Here is a 21048-nt window from a genome sequence, read left to right as displayed (position 1 = left end):
ATCCACATGAATGAACCGTTTGACCTTGAGCGTTTTGTTGCCGCCCAAAACACCGGCGGAACCTATGAGCAGGCGCTGGGCGAGCTGCAGGTCGGCAGGAAGTCCGGGCACTGGATGTGGTTTGTCTTCCCGCAGATTGCCGGGCTGGGACAGAGCGACACGTCCCGCAAGTACGCCATTTCCTCGCTGGCGGAGGCCCGCGCCTACCTGGACCACGAGGTGCTGGGTCCGCGGCTCCTGGAGTGCGCGCTGGTCCTGGCAAACCACGCCGACCAGTCGGCCGAAGACATTTTCGGCGGAATCGACGCCAGGAAACTCCGCTCCAGCATGACACTGTTCCTCCGGGCGGCGCCCGGAGAAACAGTGTTCAAGACCGTCCTGGCCCAGTTCTTCAACGGGGAACCGGACCCGGCCACGGACGAGCTCCTGGCCGGCCAGGACGCGGCTGGCTGACCTCCGGCGGCTGTCCCGCTGCTGCGGGGAGCGCGGGGCGCGCTACGGTGTTGGGCTGCCGCCGTTGACGTTGAGCGTCTCACCCACCACATAGCTGGACTCGGGCGAGGCCAGGAAGACGTAGGCGGGGGCGAGCTCGGCGGGCTGGCCCGCGCGGCCCAGGGGAGTGGACTGGCCAAACTCGGGCAGTTCCTCCTTGGGCTGGCCGCTGCTGACCTGCAGGGGCGTCCAGATGGGCCCCGGGGCCACCGCGTTTACCCGGATTCCCTTGGGCGCCAGCTGCTGGGCCAAGCCCTTGGTGAAGTTGTTGATGCTGGCCTTGGTGGTGGCGTAGTCCACCAGCGTGGGGGACGGGTTGTAGGCCTGGATCGACGTGGTGTTGATGATGGTTGAGCCCGCCGGCATGTGCGGCACGGCGGCCTTGGTCACCCAGAACATGGCATAGACGTTGGTCTTCAGCGTGTGGTCGAACTGCTCGTCGCTGATGTCCTGCAGGTCCTCCTGCGCAACCTGCTTTCCGGCGTTGTTGACCAGGATGTCAACCCCGCCCAGCACGGCCACCGCCGTGTCCACCAGTTCCCGGCACACGGCGGAGTCCTTCAGGTCGCCGGGTACCTTGACGGCCTTGCGGCCGGCGGCCTCAATGAGTCCGGCAATGCGCGAGGCGTCCTCCTCTTCCTGCGGCAGGTAGGAAAGCACGACGTCGGCGCCCTCCCGTGCGAAAGCGATCGCCGTTGCTGCCCCGATGCCTGAGTCCGCGCCGGTCACGATGGCCCGGCGGCCTTCCAGCCGCCCGGTGCCCCGGTAGGTCTCTTCGCCGAGGTCGGCCTTGGGCGCCAGGTCCGCATCGAGCCCGGGCTCGGGCTGGTGCTGCTTGGGCGGGGAGATCTTTTCGTAGGCAGTCACGGGATTACGGAAGGTGTACTGGTCAGTCATGGTGGTACTCCTGTTCGTGCGGGACGCGGGCTGGTTCTTCGCCCGGATGGTGCAGCAGCCCCGGGCTGCCGGGGCAACCACTAAAAACTAAGCATGCTTACGGTTCCTACCCTAGGCAGAAATCCGCCGCCCTGCCAAGCTGCTCCGCGGGCTCAGCCGCGGCTGACCTCCACCAGCCTGACCTCCGCCAACCGCCCGCCGTCCACCACGGCCTCCATGAAGGTACATGCCGGCTGGCGGCGGCGGTCGGTGGGCGATCCTGGATTCAACAGCCGCAGCCCGTTCGGCGACACCGTATCCCAGGGGATGTGGCTGTGCCCGAACACCAGGACGTCGGCGTCGGGAAACAGCGCCTCGCACCGCTGTTCCCGGCCCTTTGCCTGGCCGGTCTCGTGGACCATGGCAAAACGGACACCATCCAGGACTGCGGTGGCGGTCGCGGGCAGCCGCCTCCGCAGCTCCGGGCCGTCATTGTTGCCAAAAACCCCCAGCAGGCGCCTGCTCCTGCGTTCGAACTCGTCCAGCAGTGCCGCCTCCACCCAGTCGCCGGCGTGGAAGACCGCATCGGCGCGGTCAACCGCGTCCCACACCTGCCCGGGCAGGCTCCTGGCCCGTTTGGGCACGTGGGTATCGGCGAGCAGCACAAGGTTCAACGGCATACCCGAATCCTGCCACGGTGCCCTGTTCCCGTGCGGCCGGGAGTCGTAATCTGGGGGCTTGGAGGTGATTGCCATGGAGGCAGCCCAAGGCGACCGCATCGTTGTGCACGGGAGGACGGTGGGGTCCTCGGACCGGCACGGGGTGATTCTGGAGGTCCGCGGCGAGGGCGGCAGTCCGCCGTACGTCGTCCGCTTCGACGACGGGCACGAAACCGTCATGTATCCCGGCGGCGATTTCGCCGTCGAGCACGGACGCGACGCCTGACGCTCCTGCGGGACTCCACCGGCGCCGCTTCACCTGTCAGACTGGACCAATGGATCATTTTCCGTCCGCAGGCATGTCCTCCACCCCGCCGCAGCGCACCGGTCCCCGCGACCCGGGCGACGCCTGGGTGGAAGGGGACCGCGGCAGGTACTGGGGCCGCTTCGGCGCCGCGGGCGTCCTTGCCTGGGACCCCGCCAAAGGCGTGCTCCTGCAGCACCGTGCGGTCTGGAGCCACAACGGTGGAACCTGGGGGCTGCCCGGCGGTGCCCTGCACCAGGGCGAAGAACCCGTTGACGGTGCCCTCCGCGAGGCGTACGAGGAAGCCGCCGTCCCATCGGAGAGCGTGGAAGTGCTGTTCACGTCCGTGCTGGACCACGGCTACTGGTCCTACACCACGGTGGTAGTGAGGGTGCGGGAATCCTTCGAGCCGGTGATCAGCGACCCCGAAAGCATCGCCCTGCTCTGGATCCCGGTGGCAGAGGTGGAAGCCCTGGACCTGCACCCCGGTTTCGCGGCGGCGTGGCCGGAACTGCTGGCGCAGCTGGACACCGGCGAACCCTGGTAGGCCGGCCCCGGACTCCTCCCCGGGAGCTTTCGGCTAGTAGCCTTCGCCGTACTCGGCGGTCACCAGGATGGGCAGGTGGTCTGAATTTCCGCGCGGGAGCGTCTCCACGCTGGCGATGTCCAGGCCCAGCGAGGTGGCGAAGTCGAAGTGGCCCTTGAACACCTTGTAGCGGGTGTACGTGCGCCGGTTGCTCAGGGAGAGGGCATACCCGGAGTTCTTCATGTGCATGTCCAGGTTCTTGGTGAAGAACGGGTAGTTGAAGTCACCCACCATCAGGGTCATCAGGCCCTTGCCCATGCTGAGTAGTTCCGCGTGGGCTGCGTGGATCTGCTTGCGCCGCAGCGAGTTCGACGCCGTCAGCGGGGCTGCATGGAAGGAACCGATCACCAGCTCGTGCTGCGTTTCGGTGTCCATCACCCTGGTGCCGATGAGCCGTTCATGGGCCGGAGCCAGCACCCTGTCATGCATTGATTTCTTCAACGCGAAGGATTGCGTGTCCAGTGCGGTGAAGCGGCTGGTGCGGTAGTAGATGGCCAGGCCCAGCCGGTTGCCCTTGGTGGCATCCGCCAGGTGCAGCGGGCCGAGGGTCTCCGGGAGGTCGCTGGCGTCCACTTCCTGGAGGCACAGCGCATCGATGTCATGGTTGCGGGCCAGGGCGAGAAGTTCGCCGCTGGCCTTGTGCTTGCGGAGGTTGTAGCTGATGACGCGCATGAAACACCTCTTTTGAGGGTTGCTGACAGGACCAGTTCCTTACTCTAGTCCGATTGCCACCCGCACCCTCCAACATTTCGTTGCCCGCGCCGCCGCGCCGTGCGGTGTCCACGGGGGATAGAGTTAGTGGCAATTCACTGAATTTTCGTAAGGGGCCAGCCTTGACTGCAGACCTGCCTGAACTCGCCGAAGGCAATTTCTACTACCAGGACCTGGGCGGCGGGCGGTTCCGCTCCACCATCCACGCCCAGGGTGCCTGGAACGTCCACGAACAGCACATGGCCCCGGCGTCGGGCCTCATGGCAGACGCCCTGGAACGGCACCAGCCACGGGAAGACATGCGGATGGCCCGCCTCAGCTACGAGATCCTTGGACTGATCCCGGGCGGCGAGTTCCGGATCGAGACCACCACGCTGCGTCCCGGACGGACCATCGAACTGGTGCAGGCGGAGCTGGTGGCCGGCGGCCGCACCGCCATCCGCGCCGCCGGGTGGCGCATGCTGACCAGCGACACCGCTGAAGTCGCCGCCGTCGAGGACGCAGGGATCCCCGGCCCCGACGAATGCAAGCCGTACGACGGCGCCGCCGTCTGGCCCGGCGGCTACATCCGCTCCCTCGAAATGAGGGTGGCCGAGGGCCACCGCCCCGGAGCGGGCAAGGTGTGGCTCCGCACCGACCACCCCCTGACCGACCGCGCCGACAGCGGCGACCTGGCCCGCCTCATGGGCATGGTGGACACGGCCAACGGCATCGCGGCCAGGGTTCCGCCGGGGAAAGGCAGCTACGCGTTCCCCAACCTGGACCTGCAGATCCACATGTACCGCCGCCCCCGGGGGGAATGGCTCGGACTGGACAACGCGGTGTCGTTCGGCAGCGACGGAATCGGGCTGACATCCACCGTCCTGCACGACCGGCAGGGGCCGTTCGGCCGGGCTGAACAGATCCTGACCCTGCGCAAATCCTGATGATTCCCACGCCCTGACCTTGTGACTGGTCCTCGCCGTGCGCGGGTCCTGACCTATGGTGCGGGCATGTATCGCTGAGTATCGTTGTATATCGTTCACGATTGGCAAAGGAGTTCATGATGCGTGCTTCATACCCTGCGGGCGGATTCGGCGGGAACAATCTTGACGGTATGTGGCAGGCCGTCGAGGAACTGCGCTCCCGGTTCGAAAAGCGGGCCGGAACCCGCGCCGGGAAAGGTGAGGTGCGGACGGCGGTGCTGGCCCTGCTGGCCGAACGGCCCATGCACGGCTACCAGATCATCCGCGAGATCGAGGAACGCAGCGGGGGCAGCTGGAAACCGAGCGCGGGCTCCGTCTATCCCACCCTGCAGCTGCTTGCGGATGAAGGATCAATCACTGCCGAGGAATCCAACGGGCGCAAAATCTACTCATTGACCGAAGCCGGCCGCGAGGAAGTGGCGGCCCACCACGGGGCTGCGCCCTGGGATCCGGCCGGCCCCCTGCCCGGCGGCGTTGCCTCCCTGCCCAAAGCCGGGATCGAACTGGCACAGGCCGCGGCGCAGGTTGGCCGTACCGGCACCCAGGAGCAGGTGCACCAGGCGGTGGCGGTGCTGGACGAGGCCCGCCGCCGCCTGTACGCGATCCTCGCCCAGGACTGACGGGGGTGGCGTCCACCGTCCAGGACAGGGCGAACCCCCAGCTGCCCCTGCGGGAACACCGCGGCCGCTACCGGCGGATTCTGCGCTTCGCTGCCTGGAACCTCGCCGCCACGTGGTGGTTCGAGCTGTTCCTGCCCCGGATTGGCCTCGGCCGGGTGGCCGCCAGGACGCGGTCACGGCGGATGCGGAGCTTTGCCCAGCGCTTCCATGACCTGGCCGTGGACCTCGGTGGCCTCATGATCAAGGTGGGCCAGTTCCTGTCCTCCCGGCTCGATGTCCTTCCGCCCGAGATCACCAAGGAGTTGGAGGGGCTGCAGGACGAGGTGCCGCCGGTCGACTTCCCGGCCATCTCCGCCCTGGCCGCCAGGGAATTGGGAACACCGCTGGAGCACGTTTTTGCCTCGGTGGACCCGGCACCGATCGCGGCTGCCTCCCTGGGCCAGGCCCACCGCGGCCGCTTGAATCCTGCCGACGCCGGGGACACCGGACTCGACGCCGTGGTCCTGAAAGTGCAGCGCCCGGGCATCGGCGCGATTGTCGACGTCGACCTTGCCGCCCTGCGCAAGGTTGCCGGCTGGCTCAGCCACATCCGGCTCGTTTCCCGCCGCGCCGACATGCCGGCGCTGGTGGAGGAATTCGCCCAGACCAGCCTGCTGGAAATCGACTACCTGCACGAGGCCGTCAACGCCGAGCGGTTCGCCGCGGATTTCGCCGGGGACGACCGCGTGGAAGTCCCGGGCGTGGTGTGGGAACGGACCACCCGCCGTGTGCTCACCCTGGAGGACGTCACAGCCATCAAGATCACGGACGTCCGGGCGCTCCGTGCCGCCGGCATCGATCCCGCCGCGGTTGCACCGGTATTCGCGTCCATCATGTTCGACCAGCTGTTCACCAACGGCTTCTTCCACGCCGACCCTCATCCGGGGAACATCTTCGTCACCCCGGTCCCCCCGGACGCAGGGGGACTTCCCTGGAAGCTGACGTTCATCGACTTCGGGATGATGGGCGAAGTCACGGCCTCCACGCGCAGCGGCCTGCGGAAGCTGCTGATCGCAGCCGCCGCCCGGGACGGCAAGGGGCTCGTGGCGGCCATCAATGACGTGGGCGTCCTGATGCCGTCAGCCGACAGCGTGGGCCTGGAACGCGCCATGACGCAGCTCTTCGCCCGCTTCGGCGGCATGGGATTCGCCGAACTGCGCGAGGTCGACCCGCGGGAGTTCCGTGACTTTGCCGTGGAGTTCGGCGACGTGGTCCGGTCGCTGCCGTTCCAGCTGCCGGAGAACTTCCTGCTGATCATCCGGGCCATGTCCCTGACCTCCGGGGTATGCAGTGCCCTGGATGAGCGTTTCAACCTCTGGGATTCGATGGAGCCCTACGCCGCGCAGCTGCTGCGGAACGAACGGGGCAACGTGGTGCAGGACGTTGCCCGGCAGGCTGTCGACGCTGCCGGTGTTGCCCTCCGCCTCCCGGGCCGCCTGGATGCCCTGGCCGGGAGGCTGGAGGAAGGATCGCTGCAGGTTTCCGTCCCACGCCTGGAGCGCCAGGCTGCGCGGCTGGACCGGGCTGTGCGCCGCTCAGCCTCGGCCCTGGTCTTCGGGGCCCTGCTGCTCGCGGGAGCCATTGTCCGCCCCGACGACCTTGCGCTGGGCAATGTGCTGATGACCGCGTCGGCCCTTCCGCTGCTGCACGCGCTGTGGGTGGGGCGGCGGGGACGTTAAGGCGGCTGCCGCCGTCGGGCGTAACCTAGGGGTGGCCTGCCCGTCCGCGGGCCATGAACCGCCGCCACTGAAACCTGTCGACGTTGAAATTGTCGCCGCCACACCATGGGAGCTTCGCCACAATGCACCACACCGGTACCGGATCCAGCACGCTCACCGTGGTGCGGCAGGACGTGTCGCTCGGCGCGGGCCGGGACCTCGAATTCGGCCTGGAGCTGCTGGCAAGGGCACGGAGCGGCGCCATTGGTCCCACCCTGCGGCTGTACCGGCCGTCGCCCACCGTGGCGTTCGGGCAGCGGGACACCCGGCTGCCGGGATTCGACGCCGCAGCCCAGGCCTGCCGGGACAACGGCTTCGAACCCCTGGTCCGGAGGGCGGGCGGCCGCGCTGCCGCCTACCACCGGGGCACCTTGGTGGTGGACCACATTGAACCGGATACCGACGCCGTCGCCGGGTCCAAAGCCCGGTTCGGCTACTTCGGGGACCTGTTTGCCGAGGCGCTGCGGAGCGTGGGCGTGCAGGCGGCCGTGGGCGAAATTCCCGGCGAATACTGTCCCGGCGAATTCAGTGTCCACGGTACCGACCCCGCAGACAGCTCCCGGAGGGTGAAACTGGTGGGCACCGCCCAGCGGGTTGTCTCCGGCGGCTGGCTCTTCAGCTCGGTGATTGTGGTGGAGGACTCCGCCCCGATCCGGAAGGTCCTTACCGACAGCTATGCCGCGCTCGGCCTGGACTGGGATCCTGCCACCGCCGGCGCCGCCAACGATCTGGTGCCAGGCCTGGACGTCGCCGCGGTCGAGCAGGCCATCCTTAACACGTATGCGGGCCATGCCACCCTGGAAACTGCTTCCTTCAGCAGCCTGGGGGCATGACCCGCAACAGTTGTGGTGCGGCGGCCGGTCAGGCGGCCAGGCGGCTCTTGACCTCCGCGGCGGACGGGTTGGTTGCCGCGGTGCCGTCCGGGAAGAGGACCGTGGGGACGGTGCGGTTGCCACCGTTCAGCTGCTCCACGAGTTCAGCCGTGCCGTCCACCTCTTCGATGTTGATTTCGGTGTAGCCGATGCCCTGTGCGTCCAGCTGCTTCTTCAGCCGGTTGCAGTAGCCGCACCAGGTGGTGGAAAACATGGTGATGGTGCCGGATTCGGGAGTGAAGTCCACAGGGATCTCCTATACGTCGCTTGAAAGGTTTCCTTACTGTCAACCGTAGCGTGGCCGGCGGTATTCCCCCGTGCCGGGTGGCCGCTGCGGTGCCTGGATGACAGTTTGTGGCGGGCGGTGGCAAGCTTGTGGCATGTGTGGACGCTACGTAATGGCACGCGCCGTGGGTGATCTCCTGGCCGAATTCGACGCCGGGCTGGAGGACGAGGTCACCATCCCGCCGTCCTGGAACGTGGCACCCACCGACGCGGTCCCCATCGTGCTGGAGCGGCTGGTGGATGGCGATGCCGAGCCCCGGCAGGTCCGCCAGCTGCATGTGGCGCGCTGGGGCCTGGTCCCGTCCTGGGCAAAGGATCCCGGGATCGGATCCCGCATGATCAATGCCCGGAGCGAATCCGTGCTGGAGAAGCCGGCCTTCCGGAAGGCTGTGCAGTCCCGCCGCTGCGCCGTCCCGGCGGACGGCTACTACGAATGGAAGCAGGGGCCCGGGAAATCGAAGCAGCCCTACTACGTGCACCCGGGCGGGGACCATGGGTTGGTTTTCGCCGGCCTCTACGAGTGGTGGAAGGACCCGTCCGTGCCGGAGGGGGAGCCCGGACGCTGGCTGCTGTCGACGTCGATCCTCACGGCGGACACACCGCCGCCAGGGACGGAATCCACCATCTTCGGGAAACTGACCGAGCTGCATGACAGGGTGCCGCTGCCCATGGACAAGGCCACGATGGAGGCCTGGCTGGACCCGCAGGCGGACGATGCCGCCGCACTCGTTGACCTGGTGCGGTCAGGGGTTAAGGAGGCCGCAGCCGACTGGCAGGTGGACTCTGTCGGCAAGGAAGTGGGCAATGTGCGCAATAACGGCCCGGAACTGATCCGCCCGGTGGAAGCCCTGTTCTAGCAGCCCCGCCGGGGCCGCCGCCCGTCAGACGGTGACCGTGCCGGCGTCGTCCACTGCCCAGGTGGGGTTGTACGCCACTTCCCAGCGGAACCCGTCAGGGTCGGCAAAATATCCTGCGTAGCCGCCCCACGCCTTGGTGACGGGCTCGGCAACGATGGCAGCACCGGCCGCCGCAGCCTGTTCCATGACGCTGTCCACTTCCTGCGGGCTTCCCAGGTTGTGGCTGAGCGTGATGCCGGGGACGCCGGCGGGAGGACTGGTGCCGGCCTCGGCCTGCATCTGGGTGCTGTCCCAGAGGGAGAGCACCAGCCCATGGTTCACCTGGATGAACAGGACTTCCCCGGCAACCTCGCGGTGGACGGGCCAGCCAAGGCCGTCCACGTAGAAGGCGCGCGAGGCCTCGACACTGCGGACACCGAGGGAGATAAAGTCGACTCTGGGCTCCATGCTTCGATACTGTCAGATGATGGCGACAATTCAAGGAAACGATAGGGATGCCCGGGCAGACAGGGAACAGCTCGCTGCCGTCCGGGTTGCTGTTGACGAGGTGGATGAGCAGATTGTCACCCTCATCGCCCGCCGCGAGAGGCTGATCAGGATCGCCGGCACGCTGAAGGGTGATGACGCCGAGGTGCGCGCCCCGGGCCGGGTGGAGCGGATCATTGAACACGTGCGGGCTGCTGCCGAGAAAAAGGACATTGACCCGGACATCGTGGAGTCAACCTACCGGGCCATGATCTCCGCGTTCATTGAACTTGAACTGCGGATCCATAAAGAAAACAGCTGAGGAAGCTTAGAGTGCTTCCTCCACCGGCACCCCGTGCTGGAACTCCCGTCCGTCCGCCTCACTGAAGGCGGACAGGACATGCCCCTGCCCGAGCCCGTTCAACGCCGTCAGGGGAAAGCTGCCGGTGATGCTGCTCTGTGAGTGGGTGACGCCGGACAGGTCGTAATCCTCTTCGATTCCCTGGTCCCGGTTGAACGCGTAGCAGGCGATGGCCTCCCCGTTCATGAACTCAATGCACAGCCGGCGCTGCGCCGAATAATCAGGCGAGGCTCCCATCAACCCCACCACGTAGGCACCGGATACCGGTATGGTGCCGTCGATATCGAACGTGGCGACCAGGGTGGAGTCCTCGGTCTTGATGCTGGCCTGCTTCAGGAGTGCGTCATCGGTACTCATGCCAACATCCTGCTCCCTGCCGCACGCCCCGTCCACCCCCGCCTATGTTTTGATGCCATCCCGGCGTAGACTGGTTTTATTCGAATACATATTCGAATACCTGTTATGGGGAGAATCGTCCGGGAGGTGCGCTTGGGCATGTTCAGCGAGTCTGTTGACGTGGTGTGCAACGAAGCCGGACAGCCGGAATCGTTGACCTGGGCCGGGGCTTCCTACACCGTCTGCGCCGAACCCCTCCGGTGGTACGAACGCCGGCAATGGTGGGCGGAGGACAGCAGGGCACCGCTGGGAAGCGGCCAGGGCGTGGTGGATCACGAAATCTGGCGAGTGCAGGTTCTGCCCTCCCGGGCAACCTCCCGTTCCGCTGCGCCGGAAGAACCGGCCGGCGCAGAACCCCTCACCCTTGACCTGACCCGCCATCTCCGCAGCAACCGTTGGCGGCTGCTGCGGATCCATGACGCCCTCCGCCACAGAACAGCCTGACCAGTCCAGCATGAGCTTCACCCACCTTCACGTTTCCACGGCGTTCAGCGCCCATTACGGTGTTTCCTGGCCGGAGGAACTGGCCATGGCTGCCGCCGCCGACGGTGCCACAGCCCTCGCCTGTACAGACCGGGATGGCCTCTACGGAACCATCAAGCACCTCAAGGCCTGCATGGCCGCGGGCATCGACCCCATTGTGGGGGTGGACCTTGCAGTGTTTGACGACGACGGCGATCACCGAACGCAGGTGTCAGGCAGGGTGGTGGTGCTGGCCCGCGGCCAAAACAACGGTGCCGGATACCGTGCGCTGTGCCGCCTGGTTTCCGACGCCCACGCAAGGACCTCGGGGAAAGCCGGGGGAGCGGTGCCCGCTGCTGTCACCCGCGCCGAACTGGCCTCCCGCACCCTGGACCCCCAAACCCTTAAGCCGGTGCTCACCGTACTGCTCGGCCCTGATTCGGATGTGGGCCGGGCCATGGGCGGACGGCGCTACCTGCGGCCCCGGACCCTCTTCAAGCAGTGGCTCGACGCCATGCCCGCCGGAACCGTGGTGGCTGAAATCGTCTCCCAACTCAGCGCACCTGGTACCCCGATGAGCACGGCGCATGCTGTGCGCATGCTCAGGCTCGCCGAGGAACACCAGGTACCGGCGGTCCTGTCCAATGCCGTTAGGTACTGCGCTGCGGACGGAGCACCAACCGCTGACGTCCTGGATTCGGCCCGGACATTGAAGTCCCTGCCCGAACTGGCAGGGGAACCACTCCTGCAACCCACCGGCCAAGGGTGGCTGAAAACCCCGGCGCAGATGCTGGGGCTGGGCAAGGAAATCATTTCCGCTGCCGGTTATGGTGCCGCCGATCTCAAGCAGCTGATGACGCAGACGGAGGCGCTCGCCGATCTCTGCCGGATCGATCCCACCTCAGACATGGGATGGAAACAGCCCGTGGTGCCCGAAGCATCCGTTATTGGCATCAGCCAGGATCCGCACGCTGAACTCATCCAGCGTTGCCATGCAGGAATCGGCCGGAGGTTCCCGGGCGCCACTGGCAACACGGAGAAGGAGATCATGGCGCGCCTTGACCATGAGCTGGGGATCATCGACAACCTGGGATTCTCCTCGTACTTCCTGACTGTTGCCGAGGTGTCCCGGATGATCCAGGACATGGGGGTCAGGGCAGCAGCAAGAGGTTCGGGAGCATCCAGCCTGGTGAATTACCTGATCGACGTCAGCCATGTGAATCCCCTCCAGCACGACCTGATTTTTGAACGTTTCCTCTCCAACGACCGCGCCACCCTTCCGGACATCGACATCGACGTCGAAAGCGCTGAGCGCCACAACGTCTACCACCGGATCTTCGAACGCTTCGGCTCTGAACGGGTAACCCTGATGAGCATGCAGAACGGATATCGCGCCCGCGGTGCCGTGCGCGACGCCGGCCTGGCGCTGGGCATGGACGACGACGAGGTGGGGGAGATCGCCAAGCAGCTGTGGCGGTTCTCTGCACGGAAATTCCGGGAAGCACTGCAGGAAAAACCGGAACTGCGAGAGTTTGCCGGCCGGGTGGAGCAACGCGACGCCCATGGCAACCAGCAACTGGACCTGCTGGTGGACCTGACCGAACGGCTCGACCGGCTTCCCCGCCACATATCCATGCACCCGTGCGGCGTCATCCTGGGTGATGCCACCCTCCTGGACCGCACCCCGGTCCAGCCCAGCGGTCTTGGACTGCCCATGAGCCAGTTCGATAAACATGACATGGACCCCATGGGCATGCTCAAACTCGATGTCCTGGGTGTCCGCATGCAAAGCGCCATGGCGTTTGCGGTCCGGGAGATCATCAGGATCCATCCCTCCAAGGAGGAAGTGGTCAAGGCGGGGAACCACCCTGCGGGCCCGGAAGGTTCCGGCCCCGATTACATTGCCGCCAACGGCCGGATAGACCTCAACGCCGTCCCCCTCGACGACGAAGCCACCTATGAGCTGATCAGGAGCACGCATACCCTTGGCTGCTTCCAGATCGAATCACCCGGGCAGCGGGAACTGATCGGCAAAATGGCGCCGCGGGAGTTCAATGACCTCATCATCGATATTTCACTGTTCCGCCCGGGACCGATGAAATCGGACATGGTGCGGCCCTTCCTGGAACACCGGCACGGATTCGCCCCTGAGGTCTACCCCCACCCTGACCTCAAGCCGGTGCTGCAGGAAACCCACGGGGTCACCGTCTTCCACGAGCAGATCCTGAAAACCCTCCACGTCATGACCGGCTGCGGCCTGGCAAAAGCCGACGAATTCCGCCGGGCACTCAGCAGCGAGGCCGGAGAAGCGCGGGTGGAGGAGTACTTCCGGCGCCACGCCAAAGCCAGGGGGTACACCCCCGAGGTGGTGGACAAGGTGTGGGGGACGTTGAAGTCCTTTGCCAGCTTCGGCTTCTGCAAAGCCCACGGGGCTGCTTTCGCTGTCCCCACCTACCAGTCCGCCTGGCTCAAGACACACCACCCCGAAGCCTTCCTTGCAGGCTTATGGGAGCACGACCCCGGCATGTACCCCAAACGGCTGCTCGTGGCCGAAGCCCGCCGGCTGGGCATCCCCATCCTTCCCCTGGACATTAACCGCAGCAAAGCCGAATACCGGGTGGAGCGGATCGGGACAGGCAGGGACGCCGGCAGGCTGGGAATCAGGCTCAGCCTGAACGGGATTTACGGCCTCTCTGCTGCAGAACTGAAGCGGATTGTCGCCGGCCAGCCCTATGACTCACTGGCGGATCTCCGGGCGCGCTCGCGGCTCAGCAAGCCAAGCATCAGGCGCCTTGCGCAGCTGGGGGCCTTTGATTCCCTGCACCGCGAAGCCGGAGGCACCGCCAACCGCGCGGACCTGGTGCACCATTTGCAGCAGCTTCAATCAGCCAATGGCCCGCGGAAAGGCTTTGAGGTGCTGGAGGGGCAGTTGTCCCTTCCCCTGGGCGACATCGAACTGCGCAACATCAAACCTGGACTTCCCGCCCCCACAGTGGTGGACAACGTCAGGGCGGAATTGGATCTCATGGCCGTCGATGTCAGTTCCCACCTGATGGACAGCCACAGGCCCCTGCTGGAAAGGCTGGGCGTCACCACTGCCGACAAACTGCTCAGCCTGCGCAACGGGACCGAAGTGCTGGTGGCAGGGGTACGGGTGGCCACCCAGACTCCTCCCATGCGCGGCGGCAGGCGGGTGGTGTTCATCAGCATCGACGACGGCACCGGCTGCGTGGATTCGGTCTTCTTCCACGAGGCCCAGGAAAACGCCGGTCCGCTTCTGTTTGGAACCCGCCTGCTGCTGATCCGCGGGACCACCCGAAGGACCGGTCCCCGGGGCATCAGCATCAGCGCGAGCATGGCCTGGGACTTGGGCAAAACGGACAGTTTGCCCTTGCCGGAGTCCATCGGCGGGTCCACCGGGGTGTCCGGCCCGGAGGCCTTCGGCGATGTGCCACATCCCCTCGATGGCATCAGCAGGACGCTGGCGATTACCGGGTTCAACGGGTAACCGCGGTTCCGCACCCCCGTGCGCCGCGTTGGTCGGCCCATACCGGAACCGATAGCATTGACGGTGGCTGGCTGTGGTCCCCGTATGCCACAAGCTATGAAGCCTCAACTTTGAATAGGAGACACCCGTGTCAGATGCCCAGCAGATCACCCTTCTCGTCGATGGCGAAGAGACCAAGGTGACTACCGGGACAACCGGTGCGGAACTCTTCTTTGAGCGCCGTGACGTTGTTGTTGCCCGCGTCAACGGCGAACTGAAGGACCTGGACCAGGAACTTCCTGAAGGCGCCGAGGTGGAAGGCGTCACCATTGATTCCCCCGACGGCCTGAACGTCCTGCGGCACTCCACCGCCCATGTCATGGCCCAGGCCGTGCAGCAGCTCCGTCCCGACGCCAAACTCGGCATCGGCCCCTACATCACCGACGGCTTCTACTTCGACTTCGACGTTGCCGAGCCGTTCACTCCCGAGGACCTCAAAACCCTCGAAAAGATGATGCAGAAGATCATCAACCAGAACCAGAAGTTCGTCCGCCGCGTGGTCAATGAGGACGAGGCCCGCGAAGCCATGAAGAACGAGCCCTACAAGCTCGAGCTCCTGGGCAAAAAGAACGAAGCCGCCGAAGCCGGGGAAGGCGTGAACGTCGAAGTCGGCGCCGGGGACATCACCATTTACGACAACGTGGAACGCAAGGAAGGCACCACCGTCTGGTGCGACCTCTGCCGCGGCCCCCACCTGCCCAACACCAAGCTCATCTCCAACGCCTTCGCCCTGACCCGTTCGTCGTCGGCCTACTGGCTGGGCAACCAGAAGAACCAGCAGCTGCAGCGCATCTACGGCACCGCCTGGCCCACCAAGGACGCCCTGAAGGCCTACCAGGAACGCATCGCCGAAGCCGAGCGCCGCGACCACCGCAAGCTCGGCTCCGAACTGGACCTGTTCTCCTTCCCGGACGAACTGGGCTCCGGCCTGCCCGTCTTCCACCCCAAGGGCGGCATCATCCGCAAGGAGATGGAGGACTACTCGCGGCAGCGGCACGTCGAGGCCGGCTACGAGTTCGTCTACACCCCGCACATCACCAAGGGCCACCTGTACGAGGTCTCGGGGCACCTGGACTGGTACAAGGACGGCATGTTCCCTGCCATGCACGTCGACGCTGAACTCAATGAGGACGGCACCGTGCGCAAGCCCGGCCAGGACTACTACCTGAAGCCGATGAACTGCCCCATGCACAACCTCATCTTCCGCTCCCGCGGCCGGTCCTACCGTGAGCTGCCCCTGCGGCTGTTCGAATTCGGCTCCGTGTACCGGTACGAGAAGTCCGGTGTGGTGCACGGCCTCACCCGTGTCCGGGGCATGACACAGGACGACGCCCACATCTACTGCACCCGCGAGCAGATGAAGGACGAACTCACCAAGACCCTCACCTTCGTCCTGGACCTGCTCAAGGACTACGGGCTGAACGACTTCTACCTCGAGCTGTCCACCAAGGACCCCGAGAAGTACGTCGGCGACGACGCCACCTGGGAGGAAGCCACCAGGACCCTCGCCGAGGTAGCCCAGGAGTCCGGGCTGGAGCTGGTGCCCGATCCAGGCGGAGCAGCCTTCTACGGTCCCAAGATTTCCGTGCAGGCCAAGGATGCCCTGGGCCGTACCTGGCAGATGTCCACCATCCAGCTGGACTTCAACCTGCCCGAACGGTTCGAGCTGGAATTCCAGGCCGCCGACGGCAGCCGCCAGCGTCCCGTCATGATCCACCGCGCGCTCTTCGGATCGGTGGAGCGCTTCATGGGCGTCCTCACCGAGCACTACGCCGGGGCGTTCCCCGCGTGGCTGGCTCCGGTCCAGGTGGTGGGCATCCCCGTGGCGGAGGCGTTCAACGATTACATGTTCGACGTCGTTGGCCAGCTCAAGGCGGCGGGTATCCGCGCCGAGGTGGATACGTCCTCGGACCGCTTCCCCAAGAAGATCCGCACCGCCAGCAAGGACAAGATCCCGTTCGTGCTGATCGCGGGCGGAGACGATGCAGAGGCGGGCGCTGTTTCGTTCCGCTTCCGGGACGGAAGCCAGGACAACGGCGTGCCCGTCGCGGAAGCGGTCAAGCGAATCACCGAAGCCATCCGCAACCGGACCAGCTAGCCGAACGGAAGCAGCACAGTGCAGGAGAACACAGGCGCAGGATATCCAGGCGATGCCGGCGTTACCGACGACTTTGCCCTCGCCGGTGTCCCGGACGCCTTCCAGCGCCTGTGGACTCCGCACCGCATGGCCTACATCAAGGGCGGCCAGCACCAGTTCAAGAACGAGAACGACTGCCCGTTCTGCGTAGGCCCCGGCCGCACCGACGAAGAGGCGCTCATCGTCTACCGCGGACGGACCTGCTACGTGGTGCTGAACCTGTTCCCCTACAATCCGGGCCACCTGCTGGTCTGCCCCTACCGGCACATTCCGGACTACACGGACCTTACGGTTGAAGAAACAGCGGAGTTCGCCGAGCTGACCCAGACGGCCATGCGGGTCCTGCGGAAAGTGTCCAATCCCGGCGGCTTCAACCTGGGCATGAACCAGGGCGTGGTGGGCGGTGCAGGTATCTCCGCACACCTGCACCAGCACATTGTGCCGCGGTGGGGCGGGGACGGTAATTTCTTCCCCATCATCGCCCAGACCAAAGCCATCACCCAGACCCTTGATGAGGTCCGCCAACAAGTGGCTGAGGCCTGGCCCGGGGAGTCGGATGCTGAATAGGCATGCCCGCGGTTTCTTCACCGCGCTGTTTACCCCACTGGCCCGCTGGCTCCTGAAGATTGGCGTCTCCCCGGACGCGGTCACCATCCTCGGAACCGCGGGTGTTGCCGCGGGAGCCCTCATCTTCTACCCCCTGGGTCAACTCTTTTGGGGGACCGTCTTCATCACCGCGTTCATCTTTTCCGACGTCCTGGACGGCATCATGGCCCGGATGCAGGACGTCAAGAGCCGGTGGGGTAACTTCCTGGACTCCACGCTTGACCGGGTCGCTGATGGCGCCCTCTTCGCCGGCGTGTCCGTATGGTTTTTCACCGGCGGAAACAACACCGCCATCGCCGTCAGCGCGCTGCTGTGCCTGGTCCTGGGCATGGTTGTGTCCTACGCCAGGGCCAAGGCCGAGTCGCTGGGGTTCACCGCCAACGTCGGGATCGCAGAACGGGCCGAACGCCTGGTCTCCGTGCTGGTGGTCACCGGCCTGACCGGTTTGGGACTGCCACCGGCGGTGCTCCTGGCCACCCTGGTCCTCCTGGCCGCGGCGAGCCTCATCACCGTCGTACAGCGCGTCGTTTCCGTGCGCCGGCAGGCGCTGGCGGAACCCACGACCGCTGATTAAGCATGATTAAGCCCGCCGCGCGGCGGGGGACTAGTATATAAGTGCCCGGTCAAGCGACCCGGCAATCCGTGCGTGCACCTCCGGCAGCTGCCGCCGCATGCCCGGCGAAGATCATCTGTCTACCCATAGGGGTTTTTGTGTCTACACCTGATGTAAGCAACGAGGCCGGTTCGTCCGCGAACAGCGTCACGGGCAGCAGCCGCGTGAAGCGTGGCATGGCCGAGATGCTCAAGGGCGGCGTCATCATGGACGTCGTCAACGTCGAGCAGGCCCGCATCGCCGAAGACGCCGGTGCCGTGGCAGTCATGGCGCTGGAGCGTGTTCCGGCCGATATCCGCGCCCAGGGCGGCGTGTCCCGCATGTCCGATCCCGACATGATCGACCAGATCATCGACGCCGTGTCCATCCCGGTGATGGCCAAGGCCCGCATCGGCCACTTCGTGGAAGCCCAGGTCCTGCAGTCCCTCGGTGTCGACTACATCGACGAGTCCGAGGTCCTGACCCCGGCCGACTACGTCAACCACATCGACAAGTGGAACTTCAAGGTTCCCTTCGTCTGCGGTGCCACCAACCTCGGTGAGGCCCTGCGCCGCATCAACGAGGGCGCGGCCATGATCCGCTCCAAGGGCGAGGCCGGCACCGGCGACGTCTCCAACGCCACCGGACACATGCGCAAGATCCGCTCGGAGATCGCCAAGCTCTCCTCGCTGCCCGAGGACGAGCTGTACGTCGCCGCCAAGGAACTCCAGGCCCCGTACGAACTGGTCAAGGAAGTTGCCGCTGCCGGCAAGCTCCCCGTGGTCCTGTTCACCGCAGGCGGCATCGCCACCCCCGCTGACGCTGCCATGATGATGCAGCTCGGCGCCGATGGCGTGTTCGTCGGCTCCGGCATCTTCAAGTCCGGCAACCCCGCCCAGCGCGCCGCCGCCGTCGTCAAGGCCACCACCTTCTTCGACGACCCCGACGTCATCGCCAAGGCCTCCCGCGGGCTCGGCGAAGCCATGGTGGGCATCAACGTCGACGAGATCCCCCAGCCGCACCGTCTCGCCGAGCGCGGCTGGTAATTTCCGCGTTCTGTGACGCGCCAGGACGGCGCGATCCTCGGCGTGCTATTCCCCGCCTCCCGCTGCCGCCATATTGGTGGTGGTTGGGGGCGGGGGCCCTTTTACGCACGCTGCCGGACCGCACCGTCCTGGCGCTTCGGGTCGGGTTTACTGACCTAACTTACGACGCCGGTTCCCTCACCTTCTTTGGTGGGGGACCGGCGTCGTTCTTTTAAATCGGTTGCTCTGTAAATGTCGTTTTCGGGGCTCAAAACGACAAGTGCTCAGCAATCGATGGGGGTTACTCCAGGCCGCGGCGCTTGAGCAGCGGGTCCAGTCCTGCTTCGCGGCCCCTCAGGATCCGGAAGGACTCCAGGGGGTCCCGGCTGTTGCCGCGGCTGAGGAGTTCTTGCCGGAAGCGTTCGCCGTTTGCGCGGGACAGGCCGCCGTTCTCCTTGAACCAGTCCACGGTCTCCGCGTCCAGGACCTCGCTCCAGATGTAGGAGTAATAGCCTGCGGCGTAGCCGGCGCCGGCGAAGATGTGCTGGAAGTAGCCTGTGCGGTACCGGGGCGGGATCAGGGGGTGCGCAATCCCTGCCGCAGCCAGGGCCTTAGCCTCGAACTCCACGGCATCGTCCGGAACGTCGCCTGGCTCCAGCGTGTGCCAAGCCAGGTCCAGGAGGGCTGCGCCCAGGTACTCGGTGGTGGCAAACCCTTCGCCCCAGAGCCGGGATTCCTCCAGCCTGTCCACAACGTCCTGCGGAAGAGATTCGCCGGTGACGTGGTGGCGCGCATAATGGGACAGCACTTCCGGCCACATGATCCACATCTCGTTCACCTGCGACGGATACTCCACAAAGTCCCGGGGCACGGCAGTGCCGGAAAAGCGGGGATAGGTGACGTCGGAGAACAAGCCGTGCAGGGCGTGGCCGAACTCGTGGAAAAGGGTGCGCAGCTCGTCCAGGGTGAGGAGCGTCGGCTCACCCGCGGGCGGCTTGGAAATGTTGAGCGTATTGATCACCACCGGCCGGGTGCCCAGCAGACCCGACTGGTCCACGAGCGAGTTCATCCACGCACCGCCGCGCTTGGATTCACGCGCATAGTAGTCGCCCAGGAACAACCCCAGGACGGTTCCGTCCCCGTTCCGGACCTCCCAGATGCGAACGTCCGGATGATAGGCGCGGAGGTCGTGGCGCTCGTGGAAGGTGACCCCGTACAGTGACGTGGCGGCGAAGAACACACCATCCTCGATTACCCGGTCGAGTTCGAAGTAGGGACGCAGGGCCTGTTCGTCGACGTCGTACTTCTCCCGCCGTACCTTTGCCGAATAGTAGGCCCAGTCCCAGGCCTCCAGCGGATGCCCGGCGGCGTCGGCCAGGGCTGCCGCCTCGGCGTCGGCATTGCGGACGGCCGCCGGCGCCATCCGGCCCAGCATCGTCCGGACGGCCTCGAAGTCCGGCGCCGTCTGCCGGTCGGCCACCAATTCGGCGTAGTTGGCGAAACCCAGCAGTTGGGCCTTTTCCGCCCGCAGCCCGGCCATCTCCCGGGCCAGGTCCAGGACATCCAGGCTCCCGCCGCCACTGCCCCTGGCCACGGATGCTTCGAACAGACGACGGCGGACGTCCCGGTTCTCGAGCGAGGCCAGCGCCGGCTGGTTGCCGGGCTGGATCAAGGTAAGCAGGAATTTCCCGTCGTGCCCGGCGGCGCGTGCCGCTTCCGCGGCACTGGCGACGTCGTCCGCCGGCAGGCCCGCCAGGTCGCCGGCGTCCTCCAGCAGCAGCGCTGCGGACTTCATCCCCTCCTTGACCCGCTGTCCGAACTCCGTGCCCAACCGGGCCAGCTCAGCGTTGATGGCACGCAGCCGCTCCTGGCCGGGCGCATCGAGCTGGATCCCGGACTGGCGGAACTCCTTGAGGTACTCCTCCACCAGGCGGGCTGACTCGGGATCGAGGCTGTCCGTATCTATGCCGGCAAAGCGCCCATACAGTGCACTGTTGAGGAAAACTTCGTCCTGGTGGGCCTGGAAGCGCGGCGAAAGCTCCGTTTCAAGGTCCCGGATTTCCGCGGAGGCATCCGCCGACACCAAGGTGAAAAATGCCGCAGCCGCCCTGTTGAGGAGCTGCCCGGAGCGTTCCATGGCCAGTGCCGTGTTTTCAAACGTGGCCGGTGCGGCGTTGCTGCTGATGGCCCGGATCTCGTCCAGGTGGGCAGCCAGTCCGGCTTCGATGGCGGCGCCGTACTGGCCTGCTGTGAGGGCCTCGAAAGGCGGAAGACCGTAGGGCAGGGGACTGGCGGTGAGGAGGGGGTTGGTCATGGGCTAAACCTTTCACAGCGGGGCGCGGTTCTCAATTGATGGAAATGGTGCTGCCTCCCAGGTCACATCCCTAGAATTGCCGCTATGGTGTCCGTTCCGGGCCCCATTCCGCACGTGCTGGAAGGCGTGCACGGGTTCGGCTACACGAGGGGGCCACCG

Annotated in this window: 22 protein-coding genes; 15 read left to right on the top strand and 7 right to left on the bottom strand. The window is 65.9% G+C overall.

Annotated features, from left to right (window positions below):
• The first annotated feature begins 6 nt into the window (after positions 1–6).
• Positions 7–453 carry a DUF1810 domain-containing protein gene (locus LDO22_RS04090; protein ID WP_224026184.1) on the top strand — a complete coding sequence of 149 codons (447 nt, stop codon included), beginning with the start codon at positions 7–9 and terminating at the stop codon, positions 451–453.
• Positions 454–495: 42 nt separating this feature from the next.
• Here the strand turns inward: LDO22_RS04090 and LDO22_RS04085 are convergent, their stop codons facing one another.
• A complete protein-coding gene (locus tag LDO22_RS04085) occupies positions 496–1389 on the bottom strand; it encodes a glucose 1-dehydrogenase (protein ID WP_224026183.1) in 894 nt (297 codons plus the stop codon).
• Positions 1390–1541: 152 nt separating this feature from the next.
• Positions 1542–2048, bottom strand: a complete 507-nt coding sequence (locus LDO22_RS04080) for a metallophosphoesterase (protein ID WP_224026182.1) — start codon at positions 2046–2048, stop codon at positions 1542–1544.
• A gap of 73 nt (positions 2049–2121) precedes the next feature.
• On the opposite strand from LDO22_RS04080, the gene LDO22_RS04075 reads away from it, so the two are divergent.
• Both LDO22_RS04075 and LDO22_RS04070 read left to right on the top strand, forming a co-directional pair.
• The gene (locus LDO22_RS04075) at positions 2122–2313 is read left to right on the top strand and encodes a DUF1918 domain-containing protein (RefSeq protein WP_224026181.1); all 192 of its coding nucleotides are present in this window, start codon (positions 2122–2124) and stop codon (positions 2311–2313) included.
• Positions 2314–2362: 49 nt separating this feature from the next.
• Positions 2363–2878 carry an NUDIX hydrolase gene (locus LDO22_RS04070; protein WP_159631870.1) on the top strand — a complete coding sequence of 172 codons (516 nt, stop codon included), beginning with the start codon at positions 2363–2365 and terminating at the stop codon, positions 2876–2878.
• Between the two features lie 33 nt (positions 2879–2911).
• Here LDO22_RS04070 and LDO22_RS04065 read toward each other — a convergent pair whose 3' ends face one another.
• A complete protein-coding gene (locus LDO22_RS04065) occupies positions 2912–3589 on the bottom strand; it encodes an endonuclease/exonuclease/phosphatase family protein (protein ID WP_224026180.1) in 678 nt (225 codons plus the stop codon).
• A gap of 161 nt (positions 3590–3750) precedes the next feature.
• On the opposite strand from LDO22_RS04065, the gene LDO22_RS04060 reads away from it, so the two are divergent.
• The 4 genes from LDO22_RS04060 (at position 3751) to LDO22_RS04045 (ending at position 7803) form a co-directional block, all read left to right on the top strand.
• A complete protein-coding gene (locus LDO22_RS04060) occupies positions 3751–4554 on the top strand; it encodes a thioesterase family protein (RefSeq protein WP_224026179.1) in 804 nt (267 codons plus the stop codon).
• 119 nt (positions 4555–4673) lie between these two features.
• Positions 4674–5213 carry a PadR family transcriptional regulator gene (locus LDO22_RS04055; RefSeq protein WP_224027155.1) on the top strand — a complete coding sequence of 180 codons (540 nt, stop codon included), beginning with the start codon at positions 4674–4676 and terminating at the stop codon, positions 5211–5213.
• Between the two features lie 5 nt (positions 5214–5218).
• The gene (locus tag LDO22_RS04050) at positions 5219–6931 is read left to right on the top strand and encodes an AarF/UbiB family protein (protein ID WP_224026178.1); all 1713 of its coding nucleotides are present in this window, start codon (positions 5219–5221) and stop codon (positions 6929–6931) included.
• 122 nt (positions 6932–7053) lie between these two features.
• Positions 7054–7803, top strand: a complete 750-nt coding sequence (locus tag LDO22_RS04045; RefSeq protein WP_224026177.1) for a lipoate--protein ligase family protein — start codon at positions 7054–7056, stop codon at positions 7801–7803.
• 28 nt (positions 7804–7831) lie between these two features.
• Here LDO22_RS04045 and LDO22_RS04040 read toward each other — a convergent pair whose 3' ends face one another.
• The gene (locus LDO22_RS04040) at positions 7832–8089 is read right to left on the bottom strand and encodes a mycoredoxin (RefSeq protein ID WP_141941622.1); all 258 of its coding nucleotides are present in this window, start codon (positions 8087–8089) and stop codon (positions 7832–7834) included.
• A gap of 133 nt (positions 8090–8222) precedes the next feature.
• Between LDO22_RS04040 and LDO22_RS04035 the strand changes: the two genes are divergently transcribed.
• The gene (locus tag LDO22_RS04035; RefSeq protein WP_159631875.1) at positions 8223–8984 is read left to right on the top strand and encodes an SOS response-associated peptidase; all 762 of its coding nucleotides are present in this window, start codon (positions 8223–8225) and stop codon (positions 8982–8984) included.
• Positions 8985–9008: 24 nt separating this feature from the next.
• On the opposite strand, the gene LDO22_RS04030 is transcribed toward LDO22_RS04035, so the two are convergent.
• Positions 9009–9431, bottom strand: coding sequence for a VOC family protein (locus LDO22_RS04030; RefSeq protein WP_159631876.1), 423 nt, complete (start codon positions 9429–9431; stop codon positions 9009–9011).
• Between the two features lie 16 nt (positions 9432–9447).
• Here LDO22_RS04030 and LDO22_RS04025 point away from each other — a divergent pair, with 16 nt between their 5' ends.
• Complete coding sequence (locus tag LDO22_RS04025; protein WP_159631877.1) at positions 9448–9771, top strand: chorismate mutase; 324 nt, start codon at positions 9448–9450, stop codon at positions 9769–9771.
• Between the two features lie 6 nt (positions 9772–9777).
• On the opposite strand, the gene LDO22_RS04020 is transcribed toward LDO22_RS04025, so the two are convergent.
• A complete protein-coding gene (locus LDO22_RS04020) occupies positions 9778–10167 on the bottom strand; it encodes a hypothetical protein (RefSeq protein ID WP_159631878.1) in 390 nt (129 codons plus the stop codon).
• Positions 10168–10299: 132 nt separating this feature from the next.
• Between LDO22_RS04020 and LDO22_RS04015 the strand changes: the two genes are divergently transcribed.
• The 6 genes from LDO22_RS04015 (at position 10300) to pdxS (ending at position 18596) form a co-directional block, all read left to right on the top strand.
• Positions 10300–10650, top strand: coding sequence for a DUF6504 family protein (locus LDO22_RS04015; protein ID WP_224027154.1), 351 nt, complete (start codon positions 10300–10302; stop codon positions 10648–10650).
• Positions 10651–10660: 10 nt separating this feature from the next.
• A complete protein-coding gene (gene dnaE, locus LDO22_RS04010; RefSeq protein ID WP_224026176.1) occupies positions 10661–14176 on the top strand; it encodes a DNA polymerase III subunit alpha in 3516 nt (1171 codons plus the stop codon).
• A 127-nt stretch (positions 14177–14303) separates the two neighbouring features.
• A complete protein-coding gene (gene thrS, locus LDO22_RS04005) occupies positions 14304–16313 on the top strand; it encodes a threonine--tRNA ligase (RefSeq protein ID WP_224026175.1) in 2010 nt (669 codons plus the stop codon).
• 18 nt (positions 16314–16331) lie between these two features.
• Positions 16332–16919, top strand: coding sequence for an HIT domain-containing protein (locus LDO22_RS04000; RefSeq protein WP_159631881.1), 588 nt, complete (start codon positions 16332–16334; stop codon positions 16917–16919).
• The gene (gene pgsA / locus LDO22_RS03995) at positions 16909–17532 is read left to right on the top strand and encodes a phosphatidylinositol phosphate synthase (protein ID WP_224026174.1); all 624 of its coding nucleotides are present in this window, start codon (positions 16909–16911) and stop codon (positions 17530–17532) included. The genes LDO22_RS04000 and pgsA overlap by 11 nt, the downstream gene beginning before the upstream one ends.
• A 137-nt stretch (positions 17533–17669) precedes the next feature.
• On the top strand, positions 17670–18596 hold the full coding sequence (gene pdxS, locus LDO22_RS03990; RefSeq protein ID WP_159631883.1) for a pyridoxal 5'-phosphate synthase lyase subunit PdxS: 927 nt from the start codon (positions 17670–17672) through the stop codon (positions 18594–18596).
• A 280-nt stretch (positions 18597–18876) separates the two neighbouring features.
• Here the strand turns inward: pdxS and LDO22_RS03985 are convergent, their stop codons facing one another.
• Entirely contained in the window at positions 18877–20889 is a 2013-nt protein-coding gene (locus tag LDO22_RS03985) for a M3 family metallopeptidase (protein WP_224026173.1), read from the bottom strand.
• Between the last annotated feature and the right edge of the window lie 159 nt (positions 20890–21048).

It is taken from the genome of Arthrobacter sp. NicSoilC5, assembly GCF_019977395.1.
Classification (GTDB): Bacteria; Actinomycetota; Actinomycetes; order Actinomycetales; family Micrococcaceae; genus Arthrobacter.
Note: the sequence above shows the minus strand (reverse complement) of the source record. Positions and strands in the feature narration are given on the sequence as shown.